Origin of the sequence: Streptomyces sp. YIM 130001, assembly GCF_003574445.1 — a bacterium.
Taxonomy (GTDB): Bacteria; Actinomycetota; Actinomycetes; order Streptomycetales; family Streptomycetaceae; genus Streptomyces.
Genome location: NZ_KZ984549.1, coordinates 381,351 through 406,820, shown reverse-complemented (window position 1 = coordinate 406,820; position 25,470 = coordinate 381,351). Strand labels below are relative to the sequence as shown.

At 70.0% G+C, this 25,470-nt stretch carries 26 protein-coding genes, 1 tRNA gene and 1 pseudogene; 14 read left to right on the top strand and 14 right to left on the bottom strand.

Annotation, left to right across the window (positions count from 1 at the left end; genetic code table 11):
* Positions 1-16 precede the first annotated feature (16 nt).
* Complete coding sequence (locus DSC45_RS05005; RefSeq protein ID WP_119287451.1) at positions 17-1,552, bottom strand: ABC transporter substrate-binding protein; 1,536 nt, start codon at positions 1,550-1,552, stop codon at positions 17-19.
* A 211-nt stretch (positions 1,553-1,763) separates the two neighbouring features.
* On the bottom strand, positions 1,764-2,267 hold the full coding sequence (locus tag DSC45_RS05000) for a GNAT family N-acetyltransferase (RefSeq protein ID WP_119287449.1): 504 nt from the start codon (positions 2,265-2,267) through the stop codon (positions 1,764-1,766).
* Positions 2,268-2,438: 171 nt separating this feature from the next.
* Here DSC45_RS05000 and DSC45_RS04995 point away from each other — a divergent pair, with 171 nt between their 5' ends.
* Positions 2,439-2,936, top strand: coding sequence for a GNAT family N-acetyltransferase (locus DSC45_RS04995; RefSeq protein ID WP_119287447.1), 498 nt, complete (start codon positions 2,439-2,441; stop codon positions 2,934-2,936).
* Positions 2,937-3,014: 78 nt separating this feature from the next.
* Here DSC45_RS04995 and DSC45_RS04990 read toward each other — a convergent pair whose 3' ends face one another.
* On the bottom strand, positions 3,015-3,836 hold the full coding sequence (locus DSC45_RS04990; RefSeq protein WP_119287445.1) for an alpha/beta fold hydrolase: 822 nt from the start codon (positions 3,834-3,836) through the stop codon (positions 3,015-3,017).
* Positions 3,837-3,939: 103 nt separating this feature from the next.
* On the opposite strand from DSC45_RS04990, the gene DSC45_RS04985 reads away from it, so the two are divergent.
* Positions 3,940-5,103, top strand: a complete 1,164-nt coding sequence (locus DSC45_RS04985; protein ID WP_119287444.1) for a hypothetical protein — start codon at positions 3,940-3,942, stop codon at positions 5,101-5,103.
* Positions 5,104-5,181: 78 nt separating this feature from the next.
* On the top strand, positions 5,182-5,517 hold the full coding sequence (locus DSC45_RS04980) for a YnfA family protein (RefSeq protein ID WP_119287442.1): 336 nt from the start codon (positions 5,182-5,184) through the stop codon (positions 5,515-5,517).
* Between the two features lie 35 nt (positions 5,518-5,552).
* Here the strand turns inward: DSC45_RS04980 and DSC45_RS04975 are convergent, their stop codons facing one another.
* Positions 5,553-6,593, bottom strand: a complete 1,041-nt coding sequence (locus tag DSC45_RS04975) for a LacI family DNA-binding transcriptional regulator (RefSeq protein ID WP_119287441.1) — start codon at positions 6,591-6,593, stop codon at positions 5,553-5,555.
* Positions 6,594-6,811: 218 nt separating this feature from the next.
* Between DSC45_RS04975 and DSC45_RS04970 the strand changes: the two genes are divergently transcribed.
* From DSC45_RS04970 to DSC45_RS04930, 9 genes are all read left to right on the top strand, one after another.
* Positions 6,812-7,960 (top strand): Gfo/Idh/MocA family protein, encoded by a 1,149-nt coding sequence (locus DSC45_RS04970; protein ID WP_119287439.1) that lies wholly within the window; start codon positions 6,812-6,814, stop codon positions 7,958-7,960.
* Complete coding sequence (locus DSC45_RS04965) at positions 7,957-8,880, top strand: DUF6807 domain-containing protein (protein ID WP_119287437.1); 924 nt, start codon at positions 7,957-7,959, stop codon at positions 8,878-8,880. Before DSC45_RS04970 ends, DSC45_RS04965 begins: the two co-directional genes overlap by 4 nt.
* Entirely contained in the window at positions 8,874-9,602 is a 729-nt protein-coding gene (locus DSC45_RS04960; RefSeq protein WP_119287435.1) for a cupin domain-containing protein, read from the top strand. The genes DSC45_RS04965 and DSC45_RS04960 overlap by 7 nt, the downstream gene beginning before the upstream one ends.
* A 160-nt stretch (positions 9,603-9,762) precedes the next feature.
* On the top strand, positions 9,763-11,100 hold the full coding sequence (locus DSC45_RS04955; protein ID WP_119287433.1) for an ABC transporter substrate-binding protein: 1,338 nt from the start codon (positions 9,763-9,765) through the stop codon (positions 11,098-11,100).
* Positions 11,097-12,068: a carbohydrate ABC transporter permease gene (locus tag DSC45_RS04950; RefSeq protein WP_119287431.1), complete on the top strand. Its 972-nt coding sequence runs from the start codon at positions 11,097-11,099 to the stop codon at positions 12,066-12,068. Before DSC45_RS04955 ends, DSC45_RS04950 begins: the two co-directional genes overlap by 4 nt.
* The gene (locus tag DSC45_RS04945) at positions 12,065-12,901 is read left to right on the top strand and encodes a carbohydrate ABC transporter permease (RefSeq protein ID WP_119287429.1); all 837 of its coding nucleotides are present in this window, start codon (positions 12,065-12,067) and stop codon (positions 12,899-12,901) included. Before DSC45_RS04950 ends, DSC45_RS04945 begins: the two co-directional genes overlap by 4 nt.
* A 7-nt stretch (positions 12,902-12,908) precedes the next feature.
* Positions 12,909-13,553: a hypothetical protein gene (locus DSC45_RS04940; RefSeq protein WP_119287428.1), complete on the top strand. Its 645-nt coding sequence runs from the start codon at positions 12,909-12,911 to the stop codon at positions 13,551-13,553.
* A 53-nt stretch (positions 13,554-13,606) separates the two neighbouring features.
* On the top strand, positions 13,607-15,430 hold the full coding sequence (locus DSC45_RS04935; RefSeq protein WP_119287426.1) for a sugar-binding domain-containing protein: 1,824 nt from the start codon (positions 13,607-13,609) through the stop codon (positions 15,428-15,430).
* 44 nt (positions 15,431-15,474) lie between these two features.
* A complete protein-coding gene (locus DSC45_RS04930) occupies positions 15,475-15,762 on the top strand; it encodes a YiaA/YiaB family inner membrane protein (protein ID WP_119287424.1) in 288 nt (95 codons plus the stop codon).
* A 73-nt stretch (positions 15,763-15,835) separates the two neighbouring features.
* Here the strand turns inward: DSC45_RS04930 and DSC45_RS04925 are convergent, their stop codons facing one another.
* From DSC45_RS04925 to DSC45_RS04905, 5 genes are all read right to left on the bottom strand, one after another.
* On the bottom strand, positions 15,836-16,495 hold the full coding sequence (locus DSC45_RS04925) for a chitinase (RefSeq protein ID WP_240434483.1): 660 nt from the start codon (positions 16,493-16,495) through the stop codon (positions 15,836-15,838).
* Positions 16,496-16,635: 140 nt separating this feature from the next.
* Positions 16,636-18,081 carry a S41 family peptidase gene (locus DSC45_RS04920; RefSeq protein ID WP_240434468.1) on the bottom strand — a complete coding sequence of 482 codons (1,446 nt, stop codon included), beginning with the start codon at positions 18,079-18,081 and terminating at the stop codon, positions 16,636-16,638.
* A gap of 150 nt (positions 18,082-18,231) precedes the next feature.
* Complete coding sequence (locus DSC45_RS04915; protein WP_119287423.1) at positions 18,232-19,041, bottom strand: SAM-dependent methyltransferase; 810 nt, start codon at positions 19,039-19,041, stop codon at positions 18,232-18,234.
* A 114-nt stretch (positions 19,042-19,155) separates the two neighbouring features.
* Positions 19,156-20,073 carry a carbohydrate kinase family protein gene (locus DSC45_RS04910; RefSeq protein ID WP_119287421.1) on the bottom strand — a complete coding sequence of 306 codons (918 nt, stop codon included), beginning with the start codon at positions 20,071-20,073 and terminating at the stop codon, positions 19,156-19,158.
* A 268-nt stretch (positions 20,074-20,341) separates the two neighbouring features.
* Positions 20,342-20,941 (bottom strand): DUF309 domain-containing protein, encoded by a 600-nt coding sequence (locus DSC45_RS04905; protein WP_119287419.1) that lies wholly within the window; start codon positions 20,939-20,941, stop codon positions 20,342-20,344.
* A gap of 302 nt (positions 20,942-21,243) precedes the next feature.
* Between DSC45_RS04905 and DSC45_RS04900 the strand changes: the two genes are divergently transcribed.
* A tRNA-Pro gene (locus DSC45_RS04900) sits at positions 21,244-21,317 on the top strand.
* A gap of 82 nt (positions 21,318-21,399) precedes the next feature.
* Here the strand turns inward: DSC45_RS04900 and DSC45_RS36240 are convergent.
* Both DSC45_RS36240 and DSC45_RS35640 read right to left on the bottom strand, forming a co-directional pair.
* A complete protein-coding gene (locus DSC45_RS36240) occupies positions 21,400-21,657 on the bottom strand; it encodes a M20/M25/M40 family metallo-hydrolase (RefSeq protein ID WP_240434467.1) in 258 nt (85 codons plus the stop codon).
* A 237-nt stretch (positions 21,658-21,894) separates the two neighbouring features.
* Positions 21,895-22,248, bottom strand: coding sequence for an amino acid kinase family protein (locus DSC45_RS35640; protein ID WP_162929133.1), 354 nt, complete (start codon positions 22,246-22,248; stop codon positions 21,895-21,897).
* A gap of 55 nt (positions 22,249-22,303) precedes the next feature.
* Here DSC45_RS35640 and DSC45_RS04885 point away from each other — a divergent pair, with 55 nt between their 5' ends.
* Entirely contained in the window at positions 22,304-22,603 is a 300-nt protein-coding gene (locus tag DSC45_RS04885) for a hypothetical protein (RefSeq protein ID WP_119287415.1), read from the top strand.
* Between the two features lie 21 nt (positions 22,604-22,624).
* Here DSC45_RS04885 and DSC45_RS04880 read toward each other — a convergent pair.
* The 3 genes and pseudogenes from DSC45_RS04880 to DSC45_RS04865 all read right to left on the bottom strand — a co-directional run bounded on the left by DSC45_RS04880 (position 22,625) and on the right by DSC45_RS04865 (position 25,241).
* Positions 22,625-23,282, bottom strand: a pseudogene (locus DSC45_RS04880) (dienelactone hydrolase family protein).
* A gap of 9 nt (positions 23,283-23,291) precedes the next feature.
* Entirely contained in the window at positions 23,292-23,912 is a 621-nt protein-coding gene (locus tag DSC45_RS04870; RefSeq protein WP_162929132.1) for a GNAT family N-acetyltransferase, read from the bottom strand.
* 672 nt (positions 23,913-24,584) lie between these two features.
* Positions 24,585-25,241, bottom strand: a complete 657-nt coding sequence (locus DSC45_RS04865; RefSeq protein ID WP_119287407.1) for a TetR/AcrR family transcriptional regulator — start codon at positions 25,239-25,241, stop codon at positions 24,585-24,587.
* Positions 25,242-25,470 lie beyond the last annotated feature (229 nt).

The following is a 25,470-nucleotide window of genomic DNA, read 5'->3' as shown; positions in this document are numbered from 1 at the left end:
CCGCCACGAACCGGCGTCAGGTGCCGGCAGGCGTGTAGTTGTAGATCGACGGCACACCCATCCCTGCCTGCGGAACGGCCTTCACCCCGTCACCGGAGACCAGCAGGAACGTCATGCGGTAGAACGGCGCGAACCAGCCCTCCTCCACCAGATGACGGTTCAACTCGCGTGCTGCCGAGGCCGATCGGGAAGCGGACCCGGACTGCATCCGTCCCAGAAGCCGCTTCACCGTGGCGTCCGTGGAGCCGAACATGTTGAACGTGCCGGGTGTCACCAGCTCCTGGGCGGTGACCCAGTCCGTGTCGGACTGGCCCATGTTCATGACCATGGCCGAGTACGCACGGTCGCGGTAGATCTTTCGCACCGCGCTCGCACCGTCCAGTTCGTCCCAGGACACCTTGATCCCCACGGCGCCGAGGTCCGCCTTGATCGACGACGCGAGCGCGTCACTGACGATCGCGGAGATCCGTGGCAGCTCGAGTTCGAAGCCCTTCGCGTAGCCGGCCTCGGCGAGCAGCTTCCGTGCCTTCGCCGGGTCGTGCCGGTAGGCGGAGTCGAGGTCCTTGTCGTAGGCCTCGGTGTGTGGGCCGAAGACCTGGGCCGTGGCCTTGCCCTGGCCCCGGCGGATCTGCTTCAGCATGGTGGAGCGGTCGAGCGCGTGGTTGATCGCCCGGCGCACCTTCGCCTCGCGCAGTGCCGGAGTGTGCTTGCCCGCGCGGTCGAAGAGCAACAGTCCCTGGAAGTCGAAGGTGTACTCGGTGGTGCGGAGGGCGGCACCCGAGTCGACCGCCGTCTGCTGGTTCGGATCCTGCAGGGTGGCACTGTCGATCTGCCCGGTCCGCAGGCCGTTCACCAGCGCTGTCTCGTTGTCGAACACGCTGATCGTCAGTGTCTTGAAGGGGAGTTCGTCGGCCCAGTAGTCGGCCCGGCGCTCGTACACGTACCGATTGCCGACGGCGGTCTTGTCCTTGTCCAGGGTGTACGGTCCGGTGCCGATCGGTGTCGTGCGGAGCGAGTCGCCGTCGAGCTTCGCGGGGGAGGCCATCAGGCCGGCCCCGTCGCTGAGGTAGAAGAGCAGGGCGGGTTCCGGGGCGGAGAGTCTCAGGGTGACGTGGGAGGCGTCGGTGACTTCGACGCTCTCCAGCGTGTTCAGATACTTGGCGCCGCCTCCGCCGCCCTTCTTGAAGTGCTGCAGATTGGCCTTCACCGCCTCGGCGTCGAACGCGGCTCCGTCACTGAACTTCACACCCTTGCGCAGGGTCAGGGACAGGCTGGTCCGGGCCTTGTCGTACGACCACCGGGTGGCGAGCATCGGGCGGAGGCTGCCGTCCGGTGCGCGCTTGATGAGGGTGTCGTACACCGCCTGGAAGTACGGCAGGTTGCCTCCGAGAGCGTCGGCGGGGTCGAGGCTCTGGGCGCTGGTCAGGGTGGCGATGTTCAGCTCCGCCTTCCCTCCCGCGGACGGAGCTCCCTCGCCCGCGCAGCCCGCCAGTACGAGCGCGGCCGCCGTGACGGTGGCGGTGAAAGCCCCGGACCTTGCGTACCACTTCATGATCTCTCCGTCTGGAGGGCCGGGACGCGCGTCGCCGGCGGACGTTGGAGGACACAGCAGTGCACGGGAGCGCCTGGGGGCGGTCCCTCATGATGAAAACCGTAATGTGATCGGTTTCTGCGCGTCAATGAGTTGTACGAGATGTGCGCGCGGCCGGGCGCACGGGGATCTGCGGGGAGGTGCCGCAGCGTGTGCCGCTGCGGAGAGGACTTCAAGCGCCGGTGCGAGTCAGCACGCGTGTGGTGCTGCCGTCCTCCTCCTGGATGTCCCGGACGTGCTCGAAGCCGATGCGGGACAGCAGGGCCAGGGAGGCTTCGTTCGGCGCGGCCACGGTTGCGTGCACCTCGGTGAGGCCGAGCGTGCCGAAGCCGTACGAGACGAGTGCCCGGGCCAACTCCGTGCCCAGCCCCGATCCCCATGCGGCCGGGGTGAGGGCGTAGATGATCTCGTGGCCGGCGACGGCGTCGGTCCGCTTGATCTCGGCGTGGCCGATCAGCCGACCGTCGAGGCGGACGGCCCAGACGTCGAAGAGGTCCTGGGCGTACACCTTGGTGAAGATCCGCCCGAACATGGCCCGGTCCGCGGCCTCGGTGTCCGGGCCGTCACCCATCCACCGCGACACTCTGGTGTCCTGGAACAGAGCGACGAAGCCGTCTTCGTCCTCCGGTGCGTACGGCTCCAGGAGCAGCCGCTCGGTGCGCAGCGAGGGGGTCATGACCGGTGACGCTACCCAGCGGGCGTCCGCGGCGGCAACGCAGTTTCACCGATGTCCGAAGGCGCCGTCACGAACCGCCGCGGCCGCCCGGCCGGTTGGGGGGCCGGAGAGTCGAGCGGGGGCGCTCCTGCCGGTGGATCACCTGGTGAGGCGCCGCTGTAGCGTGAGGCCATGACTTGGCTGCCGCAGGATTTCGTCCACCCGGTCCACGTGCCCGTGCCCGGCACAGCGCTCCACCTGCGTCCGATCCGGGAGGCCGACGCCGCGATCGACTACCCGGCCGTGATGAACTCCCGCGAACGCCTCTGGGAGATCTTCGGCCCGGCCTGGTCGTGGCCGAGCGAGACGATGACGTACGAGGGGGACCGTGTCGACCTGCTGCGGCACGAGAAGGAGATCGCCGCGCACCAGTCGTTCAACTACGCACTGCTCGACGAGGACGAGACCGTGCTCCTCGGCTGCGTCTACGTCGACCCGCCCGAGCGTGCGGGTGCCGACGGTGAGGTCGCCTGGTGGGTGGTGGACGAGCTCGTCGGCAGCGATGCGGAGCGCGCGCTGGACGCGCTGGTCCCGCGGTGGATCGCCGCCGACTGGCCCTTCGGGCAGCCCCGCTACCTCGGACGGGACATCACTTGGGCGGACTGGATGGAGCTGCCGCCCGCCGCGTGACGGCGCGGGGCCCGCGGCCCATGAGTCCGCCGACCCGACGGCTCCGGCACCGCGACCCGGTGAGGGGGCGCATACCGCTCAGCTCGAGTTCGCGGCGAAGCCCCGCGCCGAGAGGAAGTCCAGCAGGACGGCATTGAACCGCTCCGGCTGCTCGACACCGGGCAGGTGCCCGGCCTTCTCCACCACGGCCAGGACCGCATCCGGGACCAGGTCACGGATGGCCTCGGCGTTCGCGACAGGTGTGTAGACATCGTCCTCGCCGACCACGATCAGCACGGGCTTCCGTACGCCCGCCAGGATCTCCCGGTAGTCGGGACGCTCCGTGCGACCACGCAGTGCCGCCGCCGCGCCGCGCGGGTCGGTCGCCCGCATCATGTCCTGCACGCGGGTCGCGACGGCCGGCATCCCGGTCACGTTGTACGGCGCGAGCATCTTGTCGATGACCTCGTCCGTATAGCCGCTCATGCCCTCGGCGAGGAGCCTGTCGGCCAGCCGGTTGCGGAACTGCTTGCCCTCCTCCGTCTCGGATGGCGCGGAAGTGTCGGACAGGACGAGCCCGAGTACGCGGTCCGGGTGCCGGAGCTGGACCTCCATGGCGATCTGACCGCCCATGGACACGCCGCCGACCACGGCCCGCTCGATGCCCAGGTGATCGAGGAGCGCGGCGAGGTCGTCGGCGAAGTCGGCGAGGAACACCTTCCCGGGCGTGACGCTGCTGCGTCCGTACCCGCGCAGGTCGGGGGTGACGACCCGGTAGCCGGCAGCTGTCAGAGCCTCGGCCTGGGGCGACCACAGGGTGCTGTTGAAGGGGTGCCCGTGGATGAGCAGAACCGGCGTTCCGGACGAAGGGCCGAGGTCGTCGTAGTGGACGGTCGCGCCCCGCAGAGGTGTGGCGTTCATGCCACGACCCTAGGCATGGCCACCGTCCTTCTCGAAGGCGTTTCGCGAGGAAGGGCCTGTCCGCGATACTGGTCGAGTCCCCCGATCGTCCACAGAAGACTCCATGGCCAAGAACAGCACCCCCTCGACCACCGTCCCCGACACCGTGTGGCTGGGGCGCGGGCGCCACCCCGGGCCCGAGCCCGAGCTGGACATCAGGCGCAACCTGATCGCCCTCAAGGCGGCCGGTGTGCTCGACGATTTCGTCGAGCTCGAGCCGTCCGAGGCGGCCCGCTCCACGGTCCTGCACCCGCGGGACGCGTCCGTGGACCCCGGACCGTCCGCCCGCCGGCTCTTCGAGGCGCGCTGGCGTCCCGTCGAGGGCATCACGGTGCGTGCTCAGCTGACCACCTTCGATCCGCCGCCCGCGCGCCGTAAGGAGAGCGACGGCGTCCTGTGGGTGCTCGCCGCGGAGGCGGAGCACGCCTGGGACGCGCGGTGGGCCTCACCCGCGACCATGTTCTGGCCCGACAGCGACCGGGTGGCCTGGGACCAGGACACCCTGGCCGGACTGCGCGTGCGGACGACGAACCATCTGCCGAAGGACGACGACGCGGTGCGCCGCCTGCTGCGGGACTGCACCCGCCAGAGCTGGTACATCCACCTCGTCGTGCACGAGGCCATGACGCCGGACGCCGTGGGGCAGCGGCCCCTCGCCGCCTTCCTGCCGCCGAGCCTGCGCCACCGGGTGATCGAGCACCGTGCCACGCCCGACCAGGCCCGTATCGCGGACTTCGCGATGAAGCGGGAACTGGATGTACGGATGCCGCGCGGCGGTGCGGTCATCCTGCCCACGTCGCAGCAGGGCAGCGGCTACGACGCCGCCCGGTACACGGTCCAGAGCGTGTTCCTCGACGGTACGCAGCCGACCGAACTCCTGGACAGGATCAGGGAGTTCGACACCCTGCCGCGACCGCTCCCGGCCGAGGCCGAGCAGGCGCTGAACCGGCTCCGCCGGGGCTGGCACCTGCTCACCGACGCAGAGGAACTGGCGCACGCCCAGGGCATGGTCACCCGGTACGCCGAGGCGCTGGAGGACATGACGCGGTCCCGCGACCGCTACCGCGAGGCGGCCGAGACGGCACACGCCGCACTCGCCGAGGCGACCCGAGGCAACGGCGTGGTGCCGGAGCCTCCCGCCTCCGGCACGCCGGGTGCGGCGGACGGCGCACCGCGCAGCGCCCTGACGAAGGCATTCGGCCGCTTCCGGGGGCCGAACAACAAGTAGTGCGAAGGTGGTCAGGACCGCCCGGCCGGGACGCGCCCGGCTGCCGACACCCCACACCTGCGCCAGAGAGACCTCCCCGTGCTCGTCACCCGCTCCATCTCCCTGTTCGTCGTCGCCGCCCTGTTCGAGATCGGGGGTGCCTGGCTGGTCTGGCAGGGCATCCGCGAGCACAAGGGGTGGATCTGGATCGGCGCGGGCGTGCTCGCCCTGGGGTTGTACGGCGTGGTCGCCACGCTGCAGAGCGACGACAACTTCGGACGGATCCTCGCCGCGTACGGTGGCGTCTTCGTCGCCGGGTCCATCGCCTGGGGCATGGTCGCCGACGGGTACCGGCCGGACCGTTACGACGTCATCGGTGCGCTCGTCTGTCTCGCCGGGATGGCCGTGATCATGTATGCGCCTCGCGGCAACTGACGCTGCTGGACGGCGAGTTGCGCTGTGCGGAAGGCCTACGGCAGGGCCAGCCGGCCGCCCTGTGTCGACTCCCGCTTCTCCAGCCAGTGCGGGGCCGTGTGCACCTCGAAGGGCACCGGGTCGTCCGAACGGATGCGGGAGGCAAGGCACTTCACCGCAAGAGTGGCGATCGCGGAGCGGTCGGGAACCACCGAGGTCAGCGACGGCGTGCTGTACAGCGCCTCCTGGGAGCCGTCGATGCCCGCCACCGAGACGTCGCCGGGGACAGTCAGGCCCGCCTCGTGCAGGGCGCGCAGCGCGCCGACCGCCAGCATGTCGCTGAAGCAGAAGGCCGCGTCCGGGCGTACGTCCGCGGGGAGTTCGGTGAGGGAGCGCATCGCGAGCAGGCCGTTGCGGCGGTCGAACTCCTTCACCGACGGCGCCAGTCGGGGATCGTAGGTCAACCCGGCTTCGTGCAGCGCCAGTTGGAACCCCTCCAGGCGCTGCCGGCTGGTCGCGGACGCCTTGTGGTCCACGCCGATCGCGGCGATCCGGGTACGGCCGAGGCTCGCCAGGTGCTCGGTCGCCTCGCGGGCCGCCGCGACATTGTCGATCAGGACGTGGTCGGCGGTGAGCCGCTCCCGCCCGTAACTGCGTTCACCGAGCAGGACCAGGGGGAACTCATCGGCAACGGGGGCGAGTTCATCCAGCGAGACGTGCAGCGGCGACAGGATCACGCCGTCCAGGAGTGCCGCGCCGACGCCGGTGGCCAGACGCAGTTCCTCCTTCGCGTCGCCGAGGGTCTCCTCGATGAGCACCGTCAGGCCGAGCTCCGCCGCCTCGGCCCGTACGTGCTGGGCCAGTTCGGCGAAGTACGGCGTGGACAGATCCGGGACCGCGAGGGCTATCAGTCCGCTGCGGCCGGTACGGAGCCGGCGTGCCGAGGCGTTCGGCCGGTAGCCGAGTTCGCGTACGGCACGCATGACATGTTTCCGGGTGGCATCGGAGACTCGCGGGGCGTCGCGTACAACGTTGGACACGGTCTTGATCGACACCCCCGCGCGATCGGCCACGTCCTTGAGCGTCACTGCCGCCACTGACTTGCTCCCATCCCTGCGTTTCCCCTGATTATGCACGGTTCCGCCTTCGAAGCCAGGGTCGATCCCGGATCCGATCCCGAGGCTCAGAAATCCAAAAGATCTCGTTCGTCACGAAGGGTTGACCCTGCGGACTCATGGCGGTTACAACGTTGGAACCAGTCGCATAGAGAGCGCTTTCCCTGCTCTCCGGCTGCACGTCTCACGAGAGGGTCCGCATGTCTCCGCAACCTTCGAGCGCCCCGCTGCGCACCGCCGTGGTCGGCACGGGAGGTATTGCCCGCGGGAGTCACCTGCCCGCACTCCAGGAGTTGGCCACCGAGGGCGAGGTGGAAGTCGTTGCCGCGGTCGACGTGAACGAGGATGCGGTCAGGGCGTTCGCCGAGTCGGCCGCCATCCCGTTCTCCGGCACCGACCTCGACGCCATGCTCGAGGAAGTCCGCCCCGACCTCGTGGTGTTGTGCACCCCGCCCGCCGTCCACCGGGAACAGTCGGTCGCCGCGCTGCGGGCCGGCGCCTGGGTGTGGTGCGAGAAGCCGCCGAGCCCGTCCCTCGCCGACCACGACGCCGTCACTGCCGAGGAGAAGGGCGACGACGCGAGCCCGTACGCCTCCATCGTCTTCCAGCACCGCTTCGGCTCCGGCGCCCACCACGTACGCAAGCTGCTGAGCGAGGGTGCCTTCGGCCGGCCGCTCGTCGCGCACTGCCAGACCACCTGGTACCGCGACAGCGCCTACTACGCAGTGCCGTGGCGCGGCCGCTGGGCCACCGAGGGCGGCGGCCCCGCCATGGGGCACGGCATCCACCAGACCGACCTGCTCCTCGACCTGATGGGGGAGTGGACCGAGGTACGCGGCATGGCCGCCCGCCTGGTGCACGACGTGGAGACCGAGGACGTGTCCACCGCACAGGTCCGCTTCGCGGGCGGTGCCGTCGCCACGGTCGTCAACAGCGTGCTCAGCCCCGACGAGGTCAGCCGCATCCGCATCGACTGCGAACGCGCCACGATCGAGCTGACCCACCTCTACGGCTACCGCAACGCGGACTGGCGCATCACCCCGGCCTCCGGAGTCCCCGAGGAGACCGTGGCCGAGTGGAACGACTTCGGCACCGACGAGCCCAGCTCCCACCTGGCCCAACTGCGGTCCCTCGTCGCCGACATCAAGGCAGGACGCCGGCACGCCACCAGCGGACCCGGCGGCCGTCGCACGCTCGAGTTCATCTCCGCCCTCTACAAGTCCGCCTTCACCGACACCCTCGTCCGCGCGGGCGAGATCGGCCCCGGCGACCCCTACTACACCGAACTGCACGGCGGAGCCCCCGGCTGGGCGCCCGCCACCACCGGCAAGGAAGAGGACAACGCATGACGCTCTCGCTGACGCACGCCCACGGCGACCGGATCACCGTGGCCCACGAGGCGACCGGCGCCGAACTCTTCGCCTATGTCTACCGCCCCGAGGCGGCCTGGGAAGCGCCCAAGCCCTACCTGCACCCGCTGCGTACGCTGTCCGGCGCCGAGGTCACCGACTACCGCCCCAACGACCACCGTTGGCACAAGGGCCTGCAGCTCACGGCCTCCCACCTGTCGGGCCAGAACCTGTGGGGCGGCAACACCTACGTACACGGCGACGGTTACCTCGAACTGCCCGAGCGGGTCGGATCGATGGCCCACGTGACGTTCGACGAGGTGTCCGCCGAGGGTGACCGTGCGGTGATCGCCGAGCGGCTGACCTGGCATCCGCACAACGGCGACCTGTGGGCGGACGAGCAGCGCGCCGTCGAGGTCTGCGACGTCGACACCGAGGCCGGCAGCTGGACCCTCGGCTGGTCGTCGTCGATCACCAACCGGCGCTCCGAGCCGCTGCGCTTCGGCAGCCCCACCACCCACGGCCGCCCGGCAGCCGGCTACACCGGCCTCTTCTGGCGCGGCCCGCGCGCCTTCCGTGGCGGCCGGGTACTCACCGCCGACGGCGAGGGCGGCGACCTGATGGGCAGCCAGTCGCCCTGGCTCGCGTACACCGCCGAGCACGACGGACGCGACGGCCACGCCACCGTCGTCTTCGAGCACGCGCCCGACAACGACCACGCGGGGGAGCGCGGTACCCACCCGGCCCACTGGTTCGTCCGCAACGACCCCTTCGCCGCCGTCGCCCCCTCCTGGGCGTTCCACGACGAGCTGGTCCTCGAGCCCGACGAGACCCTCACCCGCAGCTACCGGGTGCACATCGCCGACGGGCAGTGGGACCGCGAGCGGATCACCGCACACCTCAAGGCCCGCACATGGTGACCGCCACCTACGACGGATTCCCCGGGGCGGTCGGTGTATCACGGCTGAGCGTCTACGACTGGCCCACGGTCGACGACCGCCCCGGGGGCGGCACCCCGCACCTCCACCTCACCTGCAGCGAGGGGTACGTGGTGACCGGCGGCCGCGGCGCGGTGCAGACGCTCACCACCGCCGGGTTCCGCGAGACGCCGCTGGAGCCGGGCACCGTGGCATGGTTCACGCCCGGCACGATCCACCGGCTGATCAACGAAGGCGGTCTGGAGATCGTCGTCGTGATGCAGAACAGCGGACTGCCCGAGGCGGGCGACGCCGTACTCACCTTCCCGCCGTCGCTCCTCGTCGACCAGGCCACCTACGGCGACGCCCTGCGGATCCCGGCCGGGGTCCCCGAGGAGCGTCAGGTCGAAGTGGCCCGCGCACGCCGCGATGTGGCGACGCGTCGCTTCCTCGAGCTGCGCGCGGCGACCGAGGCGGGCGACCCGGAACCGCTCGCGGAGTTCCAGCGCGCGGCCGCCGAGCTCGTACGCCCTCACCTGGACGACTGGGAACGGCGCTGGAAGGACGGCGCGCACACCGCCACCACGGCGACCGAGTCCCAGGTCGGCGCACTGCGCGACCAGGACGTGCGCCACCTCGCCGAGGCCGGCGTCGCCGCGACCGGGCCCACGGCCAGTGGACGCTTCGGCATGTGCGGTCGCCTCGACGTGTACCAGGGCATCTGAGACCCGGCGGGTCCATTCCGGAGCCGGTCACGCGCGCGTGCGCGGGGATCACAGGCAGTCCGTCACGCGCACGCGCGCACAGTCACTTGCCACGAGCGTGCTCCCCGCCATCCCTCATCTTTCCCGTCTCTGTCCCCTCTCTCATCCCCGGAAGGCCCCCATGCCCGAGCCTCGAAGTGGCCGGCCCCGGCAGCCGAGCCGGCGTGCCGTACTGGCCGCCGCAGGCGCCGGCCTCGGCACGGCGCTGACGGCGTCGCTCACCTCGTGTTCCAGTGCGAGCGGCGGTACGTCCAAAGGAATCACCCTCACCATGACGTGGTGGGGCAACGACGACCGCGCGGAGCGCACCAAGCAGGCGGTACGGCTCTTCGAGAAGGAGAACCCCGGCGTCACCGTCCAGACGTCGAACGCCGACTTCAACTCGTACATGCAGAAGCTGGCGACCCAGGCCGCCGGCGGCGGCATCCCGGACGTCGCGCAGCTCGACTACCGCCAGATCTCGCAGTACGCGGGCGGTGGCGCGCTGCTGCCGCTGAGCGACGTCATCCGCGACCGGTCGATGCGCACCAGGGACATCGACCCCGAGTTCCTGCGCACAGGCACCTACGAGGGCAAGCAGTACGCCATCCCCGCCGGCCGGGGCATCACCGGATTCGCCTACGACACACGGATCTACAAGAAGGCCGGGATCCCCACCCCGCGCCCCGACTGGACCTGGGCCGACTGGGCGGCGGCGAACCGGAAGATCGCGGCACTCGGTCTGAAGTCGCCCGACGGGCGCGCCACCACGGGATCCAACGACGGCGGGGTCAACGAGGACGTCTTCGAGAACTGGCTGCGCGGCCACGGCAAGAGCCTCTACGCCGGCCAGCAGAAGCTCGGATTCACCGAGGACGACCTCACCGAGTTCTGGACGTTCTGCAACGACCTGCGCAAGGACGGCGCCATCGCGGCGGCCAGGGACACCTCGCAGGCCACCAGCACCGAGACCAGCCCGATGGGCCGTGGTCTGGCGGCCGCCGATTACAACTGGGACGCGACGTTCCCGGGAGTGGCCGATCTCGTCGGTGATCACGTCCACTTCGCGCCGGTTCCCAGTGTGGACGGACGGCAGGGCACGTACTTCAAACCGTCGATGCTCTTCGGGGTCGGCTCGCAGAGCCAACACCCCAAGGAAGCCTGTGCGTTGGTCGACTTCCTGATCAACGACCGACGCGCGGGCGATGCGCTCGGCTTCACCCGCTCCACACCGCCCAACCAGCCGATCGCCCGCCGCGTCTCGAAGACGCTCAAGGGCGCGGAGCGGGAGATCTACGAGTACGGCGAATCCATGGACAAGTACGGCCTGGACGCACCGCCCACCGCACCACCACGCGGAGACGTCGCCGTCCAGACCGCGTTCACCCGCCAGTACGAGCGTGTGGCCTACGAGCTGGCGAGCCCGCGACAGGCAGCACGCGAACTCATCGAAGAGGCCAACCGGGAGCTGACGTCATGAGCACCGTGTCCACCAGGGCGCCGGCGCCCACCGACCGGAACGAGCAGGCGAAGCCACCGGCCAAGCGCCGTCGCCCGGTCCGCGAACGGCAGTGGCCCGCCTATGTGTTCCTCTCCCCGTGGATGATCGGCGCGGGCATCCTGACCCTGGTGCCGATGGCCGTGTCCCTCTACCTGTCGTTCACCGACTACAACCTCTTCGATCCGCCGAAGTGGGTCGGCCTGCGCAACTACACCGAGATGCTCACAGAGGACCCGCGCTACTGGCGCTCGGTCGGCACCACCTTGCTGTACGTGGTGGTGGCCGTGCCCCTGAAGCTGGCCTTCGCGCTCGGCGTCGCCATGCTCCTGAAGAACCTCGGCCGGGGTAAGGCCTTCTACCGCTCGGCGTTCTACGCACCGTCCCTGCTCGGGGCGAGCATGTCCATCGCCCTGGTGTGGAAGGCCCTGTTCAACGACGGCGGTTCGGTCGACAACACCCTGAGCTTCTTCGGCCTCGACATCGGCGGCTGGGTGGGAAACCCGGACCTCGCGGTCTACGCGGTCGTTCTGCTCACGGTGTGGCAGTTCGGTGCCCCGATGGTCATCTTCCTGGCCGGTCTGCAGCAGATCTCGCCCGACCTCTACGAGGCCGCGGCCCTGGACGGAGCGGGTCGTTGGCGCCGGTTCATCTCCATCACCGTGCCCATGCTGTCCCCCGTCGTGTTCTTCAACCTGGTGCTCGAGACCATCCAGTCGTTCCAGGTGTTCACCCCGGCGTTCGCCATCAGTGGCGGTGACGGCGGGCCCGCCGACGGGACCAACTTCTACACGCTCTACCTCTACGAGCGCGGCTTCACCGCCTCTCACATGGGCTACGCATCGGCCATGGCCTGGATGCTCCTGATCGCCATCGGAGTGGTCACCCTGATCCTGTTCCGGACGTCCCGGTCCTGGGTCTTCTACGCGGACGAGGAGGGCGGACGATGAACATCGCCACGAAGCGGTGGGTGCCGCACGCGGTGGCCCTCCTCGGACTGCTCGTCCTGCTGTACCCCCTGGTCTGGCTCCTGAGCACCTCGCTCAAGCCGGCCGACGAGGTACTGACCAGCCTGGAGCTGTGGCCCAGCCGCATCGACTGGTCGAACTACACGACCGCACTCGAAGGCGTCTCCGGCGTCTCCGTCACCAAGCTGCTCGGCAACACCCTGTTCATCGCCATCGGCGCGGTCATCGGCAACGTCATCTCCTGTTCGCTGGCCGCCTACGCCTTCGCCCGGCTCCGCTTCCGTATGCGGGGGCCGATGTTCGGTTTCATGGTGGCGACGCTGATGCTGCCGCACCATGTCGTCCTCATCCCGCAGTACATCGTGTTCAACCAGCTCGGCATGGTGGACACGTACTGGCCGCTGATCCTGCCCAAGTTCCTGGCCACCGAGGCGTTCTTCGTCTTCCTCATCGTCCAGTTCATGCGCGGACTGCCCCGCGAACTCGAGGAGTCGGCCCGGATCGACGGCTGCGGTCCCTTCCGGACCTACTGGTCGATCACGCTGCCGTTGGCCAGGCCCGCGCTGATCACCACGGCGATCTTCACGTTCATCTGGACCTGGAACGACTTCTTCACCCAGATGATCTATCTGTTCTCTCCGGACAAGTTCACCATCACGCTCGCCCTGAGCAGCTTCGTCGACCAGTCGAGCACCTCCGCGTACGGGCCGATGTTCGCGATGTCCGTGATCTCCGTACTGCCGATCGTGCTGTTCTTCTTCGTGTTCCAGCGCTACCTGGTGCAGGGCATGGCCGCCTCCGGACTGAAGGGCTGACGCAGCGATGGCGCACGCACCCGCAACCCAGCCCCGGGACCGCCGGGAACCCGGTGAGGTCTTCGGGCCGGGCTTCACCCTGTTCGCCGACATGCTCCTCATCGGCCTGCTCACCGCCCTCGCCTGTCTGCCGGTCGTCACCGCGCCGGCCGCGTTCGCCGCTGCATCGGCGACTCTGCGGCAGACCGCGGGTGACGGCCTGCAGATCAAGGTCGGCACGTACATGGGGCACTTGAGGCAGCTGCTGACGCCCCGCGCGCTCGCAGCGGGCCTGCTCCCGCCCGTGCTGTTCGTCGTCCTGCTCGTCGACGTGGCGCTGGTACGCGGCGGGATGCCCGGAGCGCAGATCATGGCGCCCGCCCTGGCCCTGCTCACGTTCGGCGCCGCGGTCGTCGGCCTGCGCGCCACGGCTCTGGAAGCGCCGCATCAACTCTCCGTACGTGAGGCGCTGGTGCGCTCGGCAGGGGACCTGCGCGGTGCCCTGCTACTGGGCGCCGCAGCACTGCTCGCCGTACTCATCGCCTGGTCGACGCCGCTGATGATCCCGCTGCTGCCGGGGCCGCTCGCCTTCGCCGCCACCGTCGTGGACCTCCGCAGGCAGCCCGACGCGCAGCAGAGCCGACCCCGGCAGCCTCACCCGCGGGAGAGCTGAACGCCTCCCCGGCCCCTCGCTGAACGTCCCCCGAAACAAACGGAGTTCCCTGTATGACCACCACCCACCTGGACGTCGCGGGCCACCCGCGGCCGCAGCTCGTACGCGACCCCGACTGGCTCGACCTGAGCGGTACGTGGCAGTTCGCGCACGACGACTCCGACCGCGGGCGCGCCGGACGCTGGATGGACCCGGACGTCACCGCACCGTTCACCCGCGCCATCACCGTGCCTTACCCGCCCGAGAGCAAGGCATCGGGCGTCGGTGACACCGACTTCCACCCGGTGCTCTGGTACCGGCGCACCGTCTCCATGACCGCCCCCGCCCGGGGCCGCCGTCTCCTGCTGCACTTCGGAGCGGTCGACCACCGTGCCGAGGTGTGGGTGAACGGGCAGTTCGTCGGCCGGCACGAGGGCGGCCACACCGGGTTCACTTGCGACCTCACCGGCGTCGTCGACCGGGACGGCGACCAGGTCGTCGTGGTCAGGACCGAGGACCAGCCGCTCGACGCCACACAACCGCGCGGCAAGCAGGACTGGCGGCGCGACCCGCACGTCATCTGGTACCACCGGACCTCAGGCATCTGGCAGCCGGTCTGGCTCGAGGACGTCCCCGACCACCACGTGACCCAACTGCACTGGACGCCCGAGGTCCAGGCCGCCCGCGTACGCTGCCGGGTCGTCCTCGACCGGTGGCCGCAGCAGCCCCTCCACCTGACCGTCCGCCTCACCCTCGGCGACCGGGTCCTCGCCGAGCAGCGCACGCTCACCGAGGGCCAGGAGACCACCTTCGACGTGTCCGTGCCGGCCATGCGCCAGGGCCAGGACCTCGAGGACCTGGTCTGGAGTCCCGAGCACCCCACGCTCGTCGACGCGACGGTCGTGGTGAGTGACCCGGCCGAGGACGAGCCGATCGACAGCATCAGCTCCTACCTGGGCCTGCGCGACATCGGCTGGGACGACGGCGTCTTCCTGCTCAACCACAAGCCGTACTTCCTGCGCTTCGCACTCCAGCAGGGCTACTGGCCCGCATCCCACCTGTCGGCATCCGCGGACGAACTGCGCCGCGAGGCCGAACTCGCCAAGGAGATCGGCCTCAACGGCCTGCGCATCCACCAGAAGATCGAGGATCCGCGCTTCCTCTACTGGGCCGACCGGATCGGCCTGCTGCTGTGGGAGGAGATGCCGTCCGCCTACACCTTCGGCACGCAGACGGTGGAGCGCGTGGTCGCCGAGTGGACGGAGGCGATCTCCCGCGACCTCAGCCACCCCTCGATCGTGGCCTGGATTCCCGTCAACGAGTCCTGGTCCGTCCCGAACCCGGCGACCGTCCCGGCGCAGCGGCATTTCATGGACGCGCTCTACCACCTGACCAAGTCCCTCGACCCCTCCAGGCCGTCCGTCTCCAACGACGGCTGGGAGGTGTCGGCCGCCGACATCTGGGGCGTGCACGACTACACCCAGGACGCGCGGGTCCTGCGCGAGCGCTACGGCCATCACGCCCTGCGTCGCGGCGAGTTCAACGAGAAGTGGCCCGGCGTCAAGCGGCTCCTCCTCGACGGCGTACGCCACACGGGACAGCCCGTCGTACTGAGCGAGTTCGGCGGCGCGACCTTCGAACCCGCGGACGGAGCCGACTGGTTCGGCTACGACACCGTGGCCACCGAGGCCGAGTTCGCCGAACGGCTCCGCTCCCTGGTGGACGCCGCCGTCGACTCCGGACTCGCCGGTTTCTGCTACACCCAGTTCACCGACACGGAACAGGAGATCAACGGCCTGCTCACCGCCGAGCGCAAGCCCAAGCTGCCGACGGCCGAGCTGCGCGCGGCTCTCAGGCGCACCCGCGCCCAGGCACGACTTGAGTACGCGCCTGAGTAGCAGCACCCATGTGACAGGCCCTGCCCGGACGACACCCTGTGGCCATGAGTGAGACACAGGTCAAGCAGCAGAACACCGCGGCGTACTACGGGCAGGCCGTCGCATCCTTCGGCGTCGCGCTCGCGGCTGTCACGGTCGGCATCGTCCAACTGGACGCCGACGCCTGGGTCCGTGGCTTCCTCGGGATCGCCGTGCTCTACCTGACGACCTCGGCGTTCACTCTGGCCAAGGTCATCAGGGACCGGCAGGAGGCCGGCCAGATCGTCAGCCGTGTCGACCAGGCGAGGATCGACAAGCTTCTCGCGGAGCACGATCCGTTCCAGAAGGTGTAGGTGAGTGGCGCGGGTGCCCGGCGAGGTCCGGGCACCCGCGTGACTGGGCTTCGCTCGCGGCCGGGCGCCGGCGTCAGCAGCTCAGGCCGCGTCCGGGCGGGGTGTGCAGCAGGCGGGTGTGCTGGCGGTACAAGTCCACCCGGTGGGCGACCTGTTCGGGACTTCCGCCGTCGCACTCCGGACCGTTCAGGCTGCGGATCGTCTCGCCGAATCCGGCCTTGCGGACCATCGCCTCGTGGCCGGTCATGGTCGACTGGCCCGTCTGGGTGTTCCAGTACCAGAGCGCGGTCAGCCAGGCCACCTCCGGGTCCTGCTCCACCAGCCAGGGGTTGTTGAGCAGGTCGAGGCCCAACGCGTCACCCGCCGCCTTGTAGTTGAAGTTCCAGCTCAGCATGATCGCGCCGCGTCCGTAGTACGCGTCGTTGCCGGCCGGGCACCCGTAGGGCTGAGTGGTGTCGCAGAAGATCGGGTACGTGGACTCGTCCTGGGCGACGACGTAGTACAGGCCGCCGGTCTCGTGGCTGACCTGGGCGAGGAAGGCCGCAGCCTCCTGACGCCGAGTCACCTTGCTGCCCGTCCGGGCGAAGTCCGGGAACTCCGCGGCCGCCTCGACGAGTCCGTCGTACGTGAAGAACGCGTCCCGCTCCGGGAACATCCGCTCGAACTGCCTCTCACTGACCGGGAATCGGTGATCGGGATGCTCGGCCGCGGCACTCGCGCCGGCGGGCAGCACGGCGAAGGTGAGCCCCAATGTGACTGCCAGGGCGGCCAGTTGGGCGGCGAACCGGCCGACGCGACGTCGGCGCTGCGGTGTTGCGGGCACGGACACCTCACTCCTGGATCGGATAGGTCCATACCATTGTGACGAGCATGTCAAGGAGTCCCGGCCTGCCCGAGTATCCGTACCGCCGCATCGAACGCGGAGTCGCGGTTCTCGGTGAACTCGTCCTCGGTGAAGACCGGAGTACGCACGTGCGGCGGGATGCCGGCACCGTCGAAGGTCCGTCCCGAGCGCGTCAGGAACTCCTCATTCGGCAACCCCATCTCCATCCCGTTGGGCAGCCTGAACTCGAGGACGTCCGAGAACACGCCCTGCGTGTTCTCGCCGATCCGCACCGCGCCGCCGGGCCGGTCCATGAGTGCCTGGACGAAGGTCTCACCTGCGCTGACCGTCGTCCCGCCGGCGAGGACGGCGACCGGACCTGTGTACCGGGGGACTCCGTGGACCGGCCGCACCTGGACCGACTGCGGGTGGGTGTACCGGGTGCGCGTCCGGTAGGCGAGGTACGGAGAGTCGGTGAGGCGCGCCGCCAGTCGTAGACCGAGGGCGTCGAATCCGCCGCCGTTGATCCGCAGATCGATCACGAGGCCCTTGAGGGACGCGGTGCGCCGAGCGGTGAACACGGCGTCCAACGCCCGGTCCAGCTCTGCAAGTTGAGCGGCATACGTGCGGTCCTCGGTGTCGTAGCCGGTGAAGCCGGTGATGCGCAGATAGCCCTGGCCGTTCGGCAGATCGGCATAGCCGATCCGGCCGTTCGCGAACTCCCGGGGCTTTTCTCCGTGCAGATCGCGCCGCACGATGTGGTTCCTGATCTTGGTGTCGAGATCGGGGCTCGGAACGACCGCGCCGGGGCGCACCTGACCGAAGTGCCGGTCGCCGTCCGTGACGGTGACATGTGCGTCGTACAGCGGACGGACCATGTCGGCCAGGACGTCGAAGAGTTCTGTGCGGCTCATGTCAGCCGTGACGCGCGGCCGGTACTCGTCGCGCACGGCATCCCAGTCGACACCCTTCGCGGCGAAGAAGGGGTAGTGCGCCTCGAATGACTGCCAGAAGACGTCGAACGCCGTCAACGGGTCCTTGGGCAAAGGGCGTTCGCAGTCGGACGGGAGACCGGGGAGGCGCCGCAGTGCACGATCGCCGGCGGCCCCGGCCACCTGCAGCGACCCCTCGGCGCGGACGGTCACGACCGTGCCGTCCGCGGTCAGGTACTTGCCCGGAGCGGTCTCCTTCGCCGAGTCGCCGGGCAGACAGCCGGCGGCAGTCGTCCGGAATTCCCGCAGGCGACCGTCGGCGATCGACAGGACCGTGCCGTAGCCGGTCACCCGCCAGACCCCGTCGACGGGCGTGTCCGCTGCGGTACGGGCGGCCGGAGCCGCGGGCGTACCGGATGCCAGCGTCAGAGCCACGGCGGCGGTGGCGGCTGCCCGGACCGCGGTGCGCCGGGAGCTGCGCTTGCCCCGCACCCTCCCGGCGCCCCCGGCTCCGCTGCCGTCGGCCGCCTCGCCCCCGGTCATGTCGTCGCTGTGCTGCTGCAAGGCGTCCCCGTCTCCCGGTCGTGCCCGATCCGTCCCAGGGGGACGACGATCCCCGACCGGGCGGGCCGGGGGCCATCCGGCGGGCCGGACGGCGGCACGGGGGATAGCCCCAGGGAGATTTCCCCAGGGCGGTGGGGCCTTGGAAGGGGATCAGTTCTTGCGGGCCACTCCCGCGTACAGAGGTACCGCCGCACCGTCCCTGATCTCGTCCTCGGCAAGATCGGGGCGCCAGTCCGGCAGCCACACGATTCCGGGATCCACCAGCTCGAGCCCCGTGAAGAACCGGCCGAACTCCTCACGGGAACGCGGTACCAGAGTCACCCCACCCGCCTTGTACATCTCCACCGCTTCCCGCGTGCGCTCCGGGTCGTAGTCGGAGGCCACGAGGGTCAGCGCGAGATGGCTGCCCGGGGCCACCGCGTCCATCAGGCGCCGCACCGTGTCGTAGGCGCCGTCCTCGTCCGTGACGAAGTGCAGAACCGCGATGAGTGACACGGCCATCGGCTGGTCGAAGTCCAGTACCTTTGCGGCCAGTTCGAGTATCCGGTCCGGATCCCGGACATCCACCTGCAGATACTCCGTCGCACCCTCGGGTGTGCCGCGCAGCAGGGCGGCGGCATGCGCGAGCACGATCGGGTCGTTGTCGCCGTAGACCACCCGGGCGTCGGGGGTGATGGACTGGGCGACCTGATGCAGATTGGGCTCCGTGGGGATCCCGGTGCCGATGTCCAGGAACTGCTTTATGCCGGCCCGCCCCGCCAGGTGCCGGGTCGCACGGTGCATGAACCAACGATTGTGCTGGGCCCCGTACTTGGCGGTCGGCTCGAACGTCGCGATCTGCCGGCCGAGCTCCTCGTCCGCCGGGTAGTTGTCCTTTCCGCCGAGATACCAGTCGTACACACGGGCGGGGTGGGGCTTGCTGGTGTCGATCCGGTGAGTACTCCCGGACGTATCGGACATGTGTCAACTCCCTTGGCCGCGAGGAAGGTTCGAGTGTACGTCGGGGCATTTCACCGGCGGGGGAGTACGTGGACGGTCACCCCGCGCGGGTGCCGGCGCCGACCGTCCGTCACATCACGCCGCGGCCGGCACCTCATCGGCGTACGGCGGCTCCGCGCCCGGGCGTGAACAGGTGACCGCCGCTGCCCGGGCGGCAAAACCGAGCACCTCGCGCCACGTGTCACCGGGAAGCCCGGCGAGCGCCTGCGCGGAGAGCAAATCCCGCTGCCAAAGGGTGTGCAGCAGAGCGGCGTTGACCGTGTCCCCGGCGCCGATGGTGTCCGCGACATCGACCCGCTCACCGGGCACCCGGTGCTCGCCGCCGTCCTTCGTGTACGCGGCGAGTCCCGCGCCGCCCCGGGTGACCACCACGGCCGCGGGCCCGGCGGCCAGCCAGGACTCCACGTCGTTCCCGAGCCATTCGGCGTCCTCCTCGCTCAACTTGAGCAACGACACGGACGGCAACCAGCTGCGGAATCGCTCCCGGTAGGCCTCCTGGTCCGCGATGAGACCGGCCCGAATGTTCGGATCCAGGGCGACGAAACGTCCGTTCGCTGCCTCCCGATGCATCAACTCCTCGTACGCACTCGCCCCCGGCTCCAGCACCAGCGAGCAGGTTCCGAACGACAACGCCCTGGTACCCGCGGGGAGTTCATCCGGAACGCCGAACAGTCGGTCCGCGGTGCCCTCGCAGTAGAAGCTGTACGCGGCCGAGCCGTCGGCGCCGACCGAGGCGACCGCGAGCGTGGTCGGCTCGGAACCCCGCTGCACCAGGGCCACGTCCACCTTCTCCTCGCGGAGCCGTTCGTACAGCGACGCTCCGAACGCATCCTCGGAGATCCGCGAGCAGAAGCCCGCGGGCGAACCGAGACGCGCGAGCGCGACGGCCGTGTTGTACGGCCCGCCACCACGGGCCGGAAGCAGGGGGGCCGTGGCGGGGCCGGCCGTCTCGGGCACCAGATCGATCAGCGCCTCACCGGCTACGACGATCACTTGGGGTCCTCTCGGGGTCGCGTGCATTCCGGGGGCCGTGCCCCCACCCGTACGCTCTCAGATCCCGCCGCATCCCGGCCCCACCTGGGAACCTCGGACCCGATTCGGACCCCGCGCCGCCACCTTCGGGCAACCGTGGGAGAGGTGGCCCGGACCTCGTTCGAGCCGTCCGGCGATTGAGGACAAGGCATCCGGCGCCGGCACAGGAAACGTCCCTCACCACGCGACAGGACCGCCCCGGGCACCGCACGCACGGCCAGGCCAGGAGTCATCCACCCAAAGGCCCCCCGGCCAGAACCGGCGCGGAGGCGGCCGCATCGACCGGCTCCGGATCCCGTTCCACCCGCTCCGCCAGACCCGTCGCCCACACGACAAGCCCCGGCACGTCGATACCGTGCCGCGCCCCTGCCTCGTCGATCGCCGCGGCCCCACGCCGCAGCAGTCGCGCCCCGCCCGTCCGATTGCCGCGCGCCGCGTGCGTGAGCCCGACCGCGAGCTGGGCCAGCCCGCGCCACAGCGCACGCTCCTCCTCGGGCCCCGACTTCCACGCATCCTCGAAGACCTCGTGCGCATGGAACGGCCTGCCCTGGTCCAGCAACTCCTGCGCCTCCGCGACGCTCTCGCCCGGACTGCGCACCACACCCTCAGGCTGCCGCTCCACGCCGGGCGCCCCGTACGGCAGCGGCCGCCCGAGCCCGTCCCGGGGCCGCGCATTGCGGGCCCGGCCCTCCTCGTCCCGGTCCCGACCACCGGCACCGCGAGCGGTACCGGACGCCTGCCCGGTGGACTCTGTTTCGCTGCCTGGTGTGGTCTCCTGGCTGGACTCCTGCGACGGCTGGGACGAGGAATGCGGAGCGGAATCGTTCACCCGCCCATTGTCCACCGCTCCGCCCGGTCCAGCTCGGTAGGGCCCGCCCAGCACCACGATCGCGCCGCACACGCACCACCTACGGCGCGACCGGGCGGCCCTCCACGAAGACCACCCGCCGCCACGGAACTCAGGCCCTCCGGCACATCGTTGGGCACAACGGATCACCCGCTTGACTCCGCAGGTCCGCCCCATCACCTGGCCCGCCCCCGCCTGAGCGCCCCTCGCAGGGGGGAAATCACCCCATGCAGCGTGATGTAGGGTTGCCGAAGCACCTGCGCGGGACGCTCCGCGCACGGTGACGGGACGTGGCGCAGCTTGGTAGCGCACTTGACTGGGGGTCAAGGGGTCGTGGGTTCAAATCCCGCCGTCCCGACAGAATCACAGCAGGAATTGCCGAACCTCTCTCGGCAATCCAGGCGGGCGGCCTCGACGCCCGCATCAATCCCGCAGTACCTTCAGGCGCCTCGAGCGCAGGGCTCCCCGATCACGACGGCGCCGGGTTGCGCATGGCTGCCCCGGATCTCCATGGCACCGCGTGAACCCGGCGTCTCTTCCTCGACGGCGCCCACCACGACGATCCGGCCGCGGAACTTCCGGGCGCCCGCCGCCGCGCAGATCATGGTGGCCAGCGGTCCCTTGGCGTCCACGGCGCCGCGACCGTACAGCCTGTCTTCGGCGGAGCGCACCGGGAGGTCGCCCGGCACCGTGTCCATGTGGCCGAGGAGCAATGACCGTCGGCCCCGGCCCGCAGTCGAGCTCCGCGACGAGATTGCCCACCGGGTCGATGTGCGCGCCGAATCCCAGGTGCGGCAGGGTGACTGCGAGGTAGTGCGCAATCGCCGCCTCCTGGTACGACGGTGACGGAGTCTCAAGGAGCGCCCTCAGCAGACCGCGGGCCGTGGTCTCGTCCACCGGTCCCCGGGACACCGTGCCGCTGTTCGTAGGCCTGCTCATCCCGTCGCCTCCTGAGGTTGGGCCTGCATGGTGATCCGGGTGCCGTGGCCGGCAAGGGCCGCGTGCACCGGTCGGGAAATTCTTCCGTCGGCGACGGTTACACGCTCCACACCGACGAGGAGGGCGTCGCGGGCTGCGATGAGCTTGGTGCCCATACCGCCCTGGGTGATCGGCGGAGCTCCGCGCACCGGCACCGCGCACACGGAGAGGAGCGTCTCCTCGTCCGCCCCGTCCGTGAGAACTTCGGGGGCGCCGGTCAGCAGGACCAGCGCATCGGCGCCCCCGCGCGCCCGCGGTCGCGGCCGCCGCCCGGTCCGCGTCGACGTTGACCGGGCAGCCGTCCTCGGCACGCGCCGGCGGTGACACCACAGGAGTGATGCCCCGGTCGAGCAGGGCGGTGAGCGCATGCGTGGTGACCTCTTCGATACGCCCGCTGTGGTCGTCGCGCACGACAGTCACGCGCCCGTCGACGATCGCGCGATGAGCCCGTCTTCGGCGGGCCATTCGACGGAACTGCCCCTCGCCGACTTCCCGCACTTCAACGAATGCCTGTCCGAGCAGTCCGCGATGGCGGCACTCGGCCGCTTCCGTGCGCCACCCGGCCCGTCCGCCGTGGTGGTCACGGAGATCAATCCGGACCGCGACCCGGACGGAACGCTGATCGGCCGTCTTGTCGACGGCCGGGTCAGTGCCCTCGCCGCCTGAGTCGCCGGCGGACGCGTGCGCTCACCCGGCCAGGTGTCGGGTGAGGAACTCGCGCGTCCGCCGCCAGGCGAGGCCGGCGGCCGCGGCGTCGAAGGACTCGGGCCGAGTCGCGTTGCTGAAGGCGTGCCGGGTGCCCGGGTAGGTGTACAGCTCCAGGGACTTGCCGAGTGCCATGGACCGCTCGACGAACTCCCCCGCCTCGGCCGGCTCGACGAACTCGTCCTCGCCCGCAAGATGCGCCTGCACGTGCGCCTCGAGGCCGGCCAGGTCCGCGGGCACGTACAGGCCGTAGTACGTGGTGACCGCCGCGACGTCCTTGCCGCGCGCGGCAGCGGTGCGCAGGGCGAACTCACCCCCGACGCTGAAACCGACCATGCCCACCGGCCCGCCACCTGCGAGGAGTTGGGCCTGGTCGACGGCCGTGGAGGCCCGCTCGAGCACCTCGTCGTCATGCAGCGCCCTGCGCAGCTCCTCAGCCGCGCGCCAGATCGTCGGTCTGCGGGCCGCCGTACAGGTCGGGAGCGACCGTGCTGAGGGAAACCTCCGCGAGCCGGTCGCACAGTCCGCGGAAGTGGTGGGTCAGACCGAACCAGGAATGCAGCAGCACCACTGCGCCCAGGGGTTGCCGGGCTCGGTGGATGTGCGGCTCGCCGCTGTTGTCCGCGAGGGCTCCAGTCATGCCGTGTGCTCACTTCTCCTCTGCTGGCGTCGCTGTGCGGCGCCGTGCGGGCACCGGACGGCCCCCGGGCCTGTGCCATCGCATCACCGGGCGTTTGGGGCTGCGCCGTGCCACCTCGTCGAATCCCTCGGAGCGCAGCAGTGTCACCAAGCCGTGGTAGGCGGCATCGGCCGGCACCTGCCCCATCGTGTCGTCCACCGGGTAGGCCTCGACCGTGTCCGCGCCCTGCTGCACGGCGAACTCGAGGGCGGCACGCACCAGTTCACGGGAGACACCGGTGCCGCGGTGCTCCCGCGCCACGTAGATGCACACCAGTGACCAGACCGGCCGCTCGTCGACGCGCTTGCTCAGCGGGGAACGGTCCAGGCGGGAGTACTCCTCGCGCGGGGCGACGGACACCCAGCCGACCGGAGTGTCCGAACGATAGGCGACCAGACCCGGTCTTGCGCCGGACCGGACGAGGGCGGCGAGAGCACGCCGGTTGCCGTCCCCCCACTCGGTGCGGCGCTCTTGCGGGGTCTGCCGGAAGAACATGCACCAGCAGCCGTTGACCGATCCTCGGGCATCGAGAAGCTTCTCGACGGAGCACCAGTCGTCGGCGGCCGCCGGCCGCACTGCGATCTCGTCCACCACACTCCTATGGAACGTCTGAGGGGTGACGATCGTAGCGACCTCCGACGCCCCGTCAGTCGACTGGCGACCGTGTGCCCATGAGATCGAGGTGAAAAAGCAGTTCCGGCACGAACGGCCCGCGCTGGAAGCCGAGTTGGGCGACATACAGGTCCTCGGGCCCCCCGGTACCACGATGTCCGCCCGAGTCGGACGACGTGCGACGACGCACCGTCGGTGGAGTCCGGAATGACTGGCGGCGATGCGTACGGGCAGATCGTTGTAGGCGATGTCGACCTTGACCTGCTCGCCGGCGCGAAGGACGTGTTCAGCAGGATGACCGCGGGCTACTTCGTTCTGTCGGCGCGCGTGACGACGAAGTGCGGGCCGGGGACCTGGCGCACCTCACCGATGTCGATGTGCTCGGTTCGGTCGTCGCAGTGGCCGGACGCAATACGACCAACGCCGCGTCGCTGTACCGCTCGACCTCGCTCGCTGATGCCCCTCGCGTGCGTCCTCAACGGTCGGCGGGTGCAGTCCGAAGCAGTCGGCGGGCGCGAGCCGCTCTGGGCCGGGATACCTCAGCCTGATCCAGGCGACGCCTCCGGATGTCCATGCCGACTGCAGCGTCCTGGAGGTCTGGCGGGCACTCGGTGCGGCGCCCGGCGGTGGCGATGCGTCCGTCGCACACCGTCAGTGGTCCGCCGCTGCGTTGCCCCCGTCACTCTCCGTGGCCGTCGCTGCCGGAACCAGCACGCTCTGTACTGCGGGTCCGACGAGGGCGATCAGCGTGTCACGATCCGTTCCGGTGAGTGTCGGAACGCCGACGATGCCTCGTCCCACCACCAGCCCGACGAGCATCGACGACACTATTCCGGCCCGGAGCGACGCGTCGTCGACTGCGCGTGACGCGATGTTGTCGACCAGCAGCCGCTCCTGAAGGAATTCGCGCAGCTGATCGTTCGCCTGGTCGTTGACGATCGCGCCTCGGAGCATGGCCATGAGCGGCTCCGAGCTCGGGGCATCCCCCTCCCATGCGTCAAGGAAAGCTCTGACCACGCGTTCACCGAGGCCGTCGTCGGTCCCTTCGAAGGAGGCGCTGAAACTCGTCAGGGCCTCCGGCGGGACGGATCTGACGGCGGCGAACAGTTCGCCCTTCGACCGGAAGAACTGCATGACCAGTGACGCGTCGACCCCGGCGTCTGCCGCGACCCGTCGGATGGTCGTAGCGGCGAAGCCGTCGGATGCGAACCGGGTGCGGGCCGCATCGAGGATCGCCTGGCGGGTCGTGTTCGTCCCCGGCCGGCGTCCGCGGCGTGTGGTGGCAGCGGCGTTGGTGTGCGCGGTCATGCTCTGAAAATACCTCCTGAGACATATATCAACGCCTGTTGAGTTCTGTCGTCGGCAGACCTACGATCGAGGAGTCGGCAGAGCCTGTCCGCTGACGGAGATATGCGAGGGGTCCACCATGAGTGATGTCCAGAAGGTCTTCGTGCCGTCCCACCCGCTGGAGCCCGGTGACCGGTACGGAATTCTGAGTGGGTTCGAGCCGGGGACCCGGACGTTGGAGGCGGGCTTT

What these genes read in the sequence shown, in the direction of transcription:
- DSC45_RS05005 (WP_119287451.1), bottom strand. Translation starts at nt 1,552, where the DNA reads ATGAAGTGGTACGCAAGGTCCGGGGCTTTCACCGCCACCGTCACGGCG.
- DSC45_RS05000 (WP_119287449.1), bottom strand. Translation starts at nt 2,267, where the DNA reads ATGACCCCCTCGCTGCGCACCGAGCGGCTGCTCCTGGAGCCGTACGCA.
- DSC45_RS04995 (WP_119287447.1), top strand. Translation starts at nt 2,439, where the DNA reads ATGACTTGGCTGCCGCAGGATTTCGTCCACCCGGTCCACGTGCCCGTG.
- DSC45_RS04990 (WP_119287445.1), bottom strand. Translation starts at nt 3,836, where the DNA reads ATGAACGCCACACCTCTGCGGGGCGCGACCGTCCACTACGACGACCTC.
- DSC45_RS04985 (WP_119287444.1), top strand. Translation starts at nt 3,940, where the DNA reads ATGGCCAAGAACAGCACCCCCTCGACCACCGTCCCCGACACCGTGTGG.
- DSC45_RS04970 (WP_119287439.1), top strand. Translation starts at nt 6,812, where the DNA reads ATGTCTCCGCAACCTTCGAGCGCCCCGCTGCGCACCGCCGTGGTCGGC.
- DSC45_RS04965 (WP_119287437.1), top strand. Translation starts at nt 7,957, where the DNA reads ATGACGCTCTCGCTGACGCACGCCCACGGCGACCGGATCACCGTGGCC.
- DSC45_RS04960 (WP_119287435.1), top strand. Translation starts at nt 8,874, where the DNA reads ATGGTGACCGCCACCTACGACGGATTCCCCGGGGCGGTCGGTGTATCA.
- DSC45_RS04955 (WP_119287433.1), top strand. Translation starts at nt 9,763, where the DNA reads ATGCCCGAGCCTCGAAGTGGCCGGCCCCGGCAGCCGAGCCGGCGTGCC.
- DSC45_RS04950 (WP_119287431.1), top strand. Translation starts at nt 11,097, where the DNA reads ATGAGCACCGTGTCCACCAGGGCGCCGGCGCCCACCGACCGGAACGAG.
- DSC45_RS04945 (WP_119287429.1), top strand. Translation starts at nt 12,065, where the DNA reads ATGAACATCGCCACGAAGCGGTGGGTGCCGCACGCGGTGGCCCTCCTC.
- DSC45_RS04940 (WP_119287428.1), top strand. Translation starts at nt 12,909, where the DNA reads ATGGCGCACGCACCCGCAACCCAGCCCCGGGACCGCCGGGAACCCGGT.
- DSC45_RS04935 (WP_119287426.1), top strand. Translation starts at nt 13,607, where the DNA reads ATGACCACCACCCACCTGGACGTCGCGGGCCACCCGCGGCCGCAGCTC.
- DSC45_RS04930 (WP_119287424.1), top strand. Translation starts at nt 15,475, where the DNA reads ATGAGTGAGACACAGGTCAAGCAGCAGAACACCGCGGCGTACTACGGG.
- DSC45_RS04915 (WP_119287423.1), bottom strand. Translation starts at nt 19,041, where the DNA reads ATGTCCGATACGTCCGGGAGTACTCACCGGATCGACACCAGCAAGCCC.
- DSC45_RS36240 (WP_240434467.1), bottom strand. Translation starts at nt 21,657, where the DNA reads ATGGACACGGTGCCGGGCGACCTCCCGGTGCGCTCCGCCGAAGACAGG.
- DSC45_RS04885 (WP_119287415.1), top strand. Translation starts at nt 22,304, where the DNA reads ATGCGTGGTGACCTCTTCGATACGCCCGCTGTGGTCGTCGCGCACGAC.
- DSC45_RS04865 (WP_119287407.1), bottom strand. Translation starts at nt 25,241, where the DNA reads ATGACCGCGCACACCAACGCCGCTGCCACCACACGCCGCGGACGCCGG.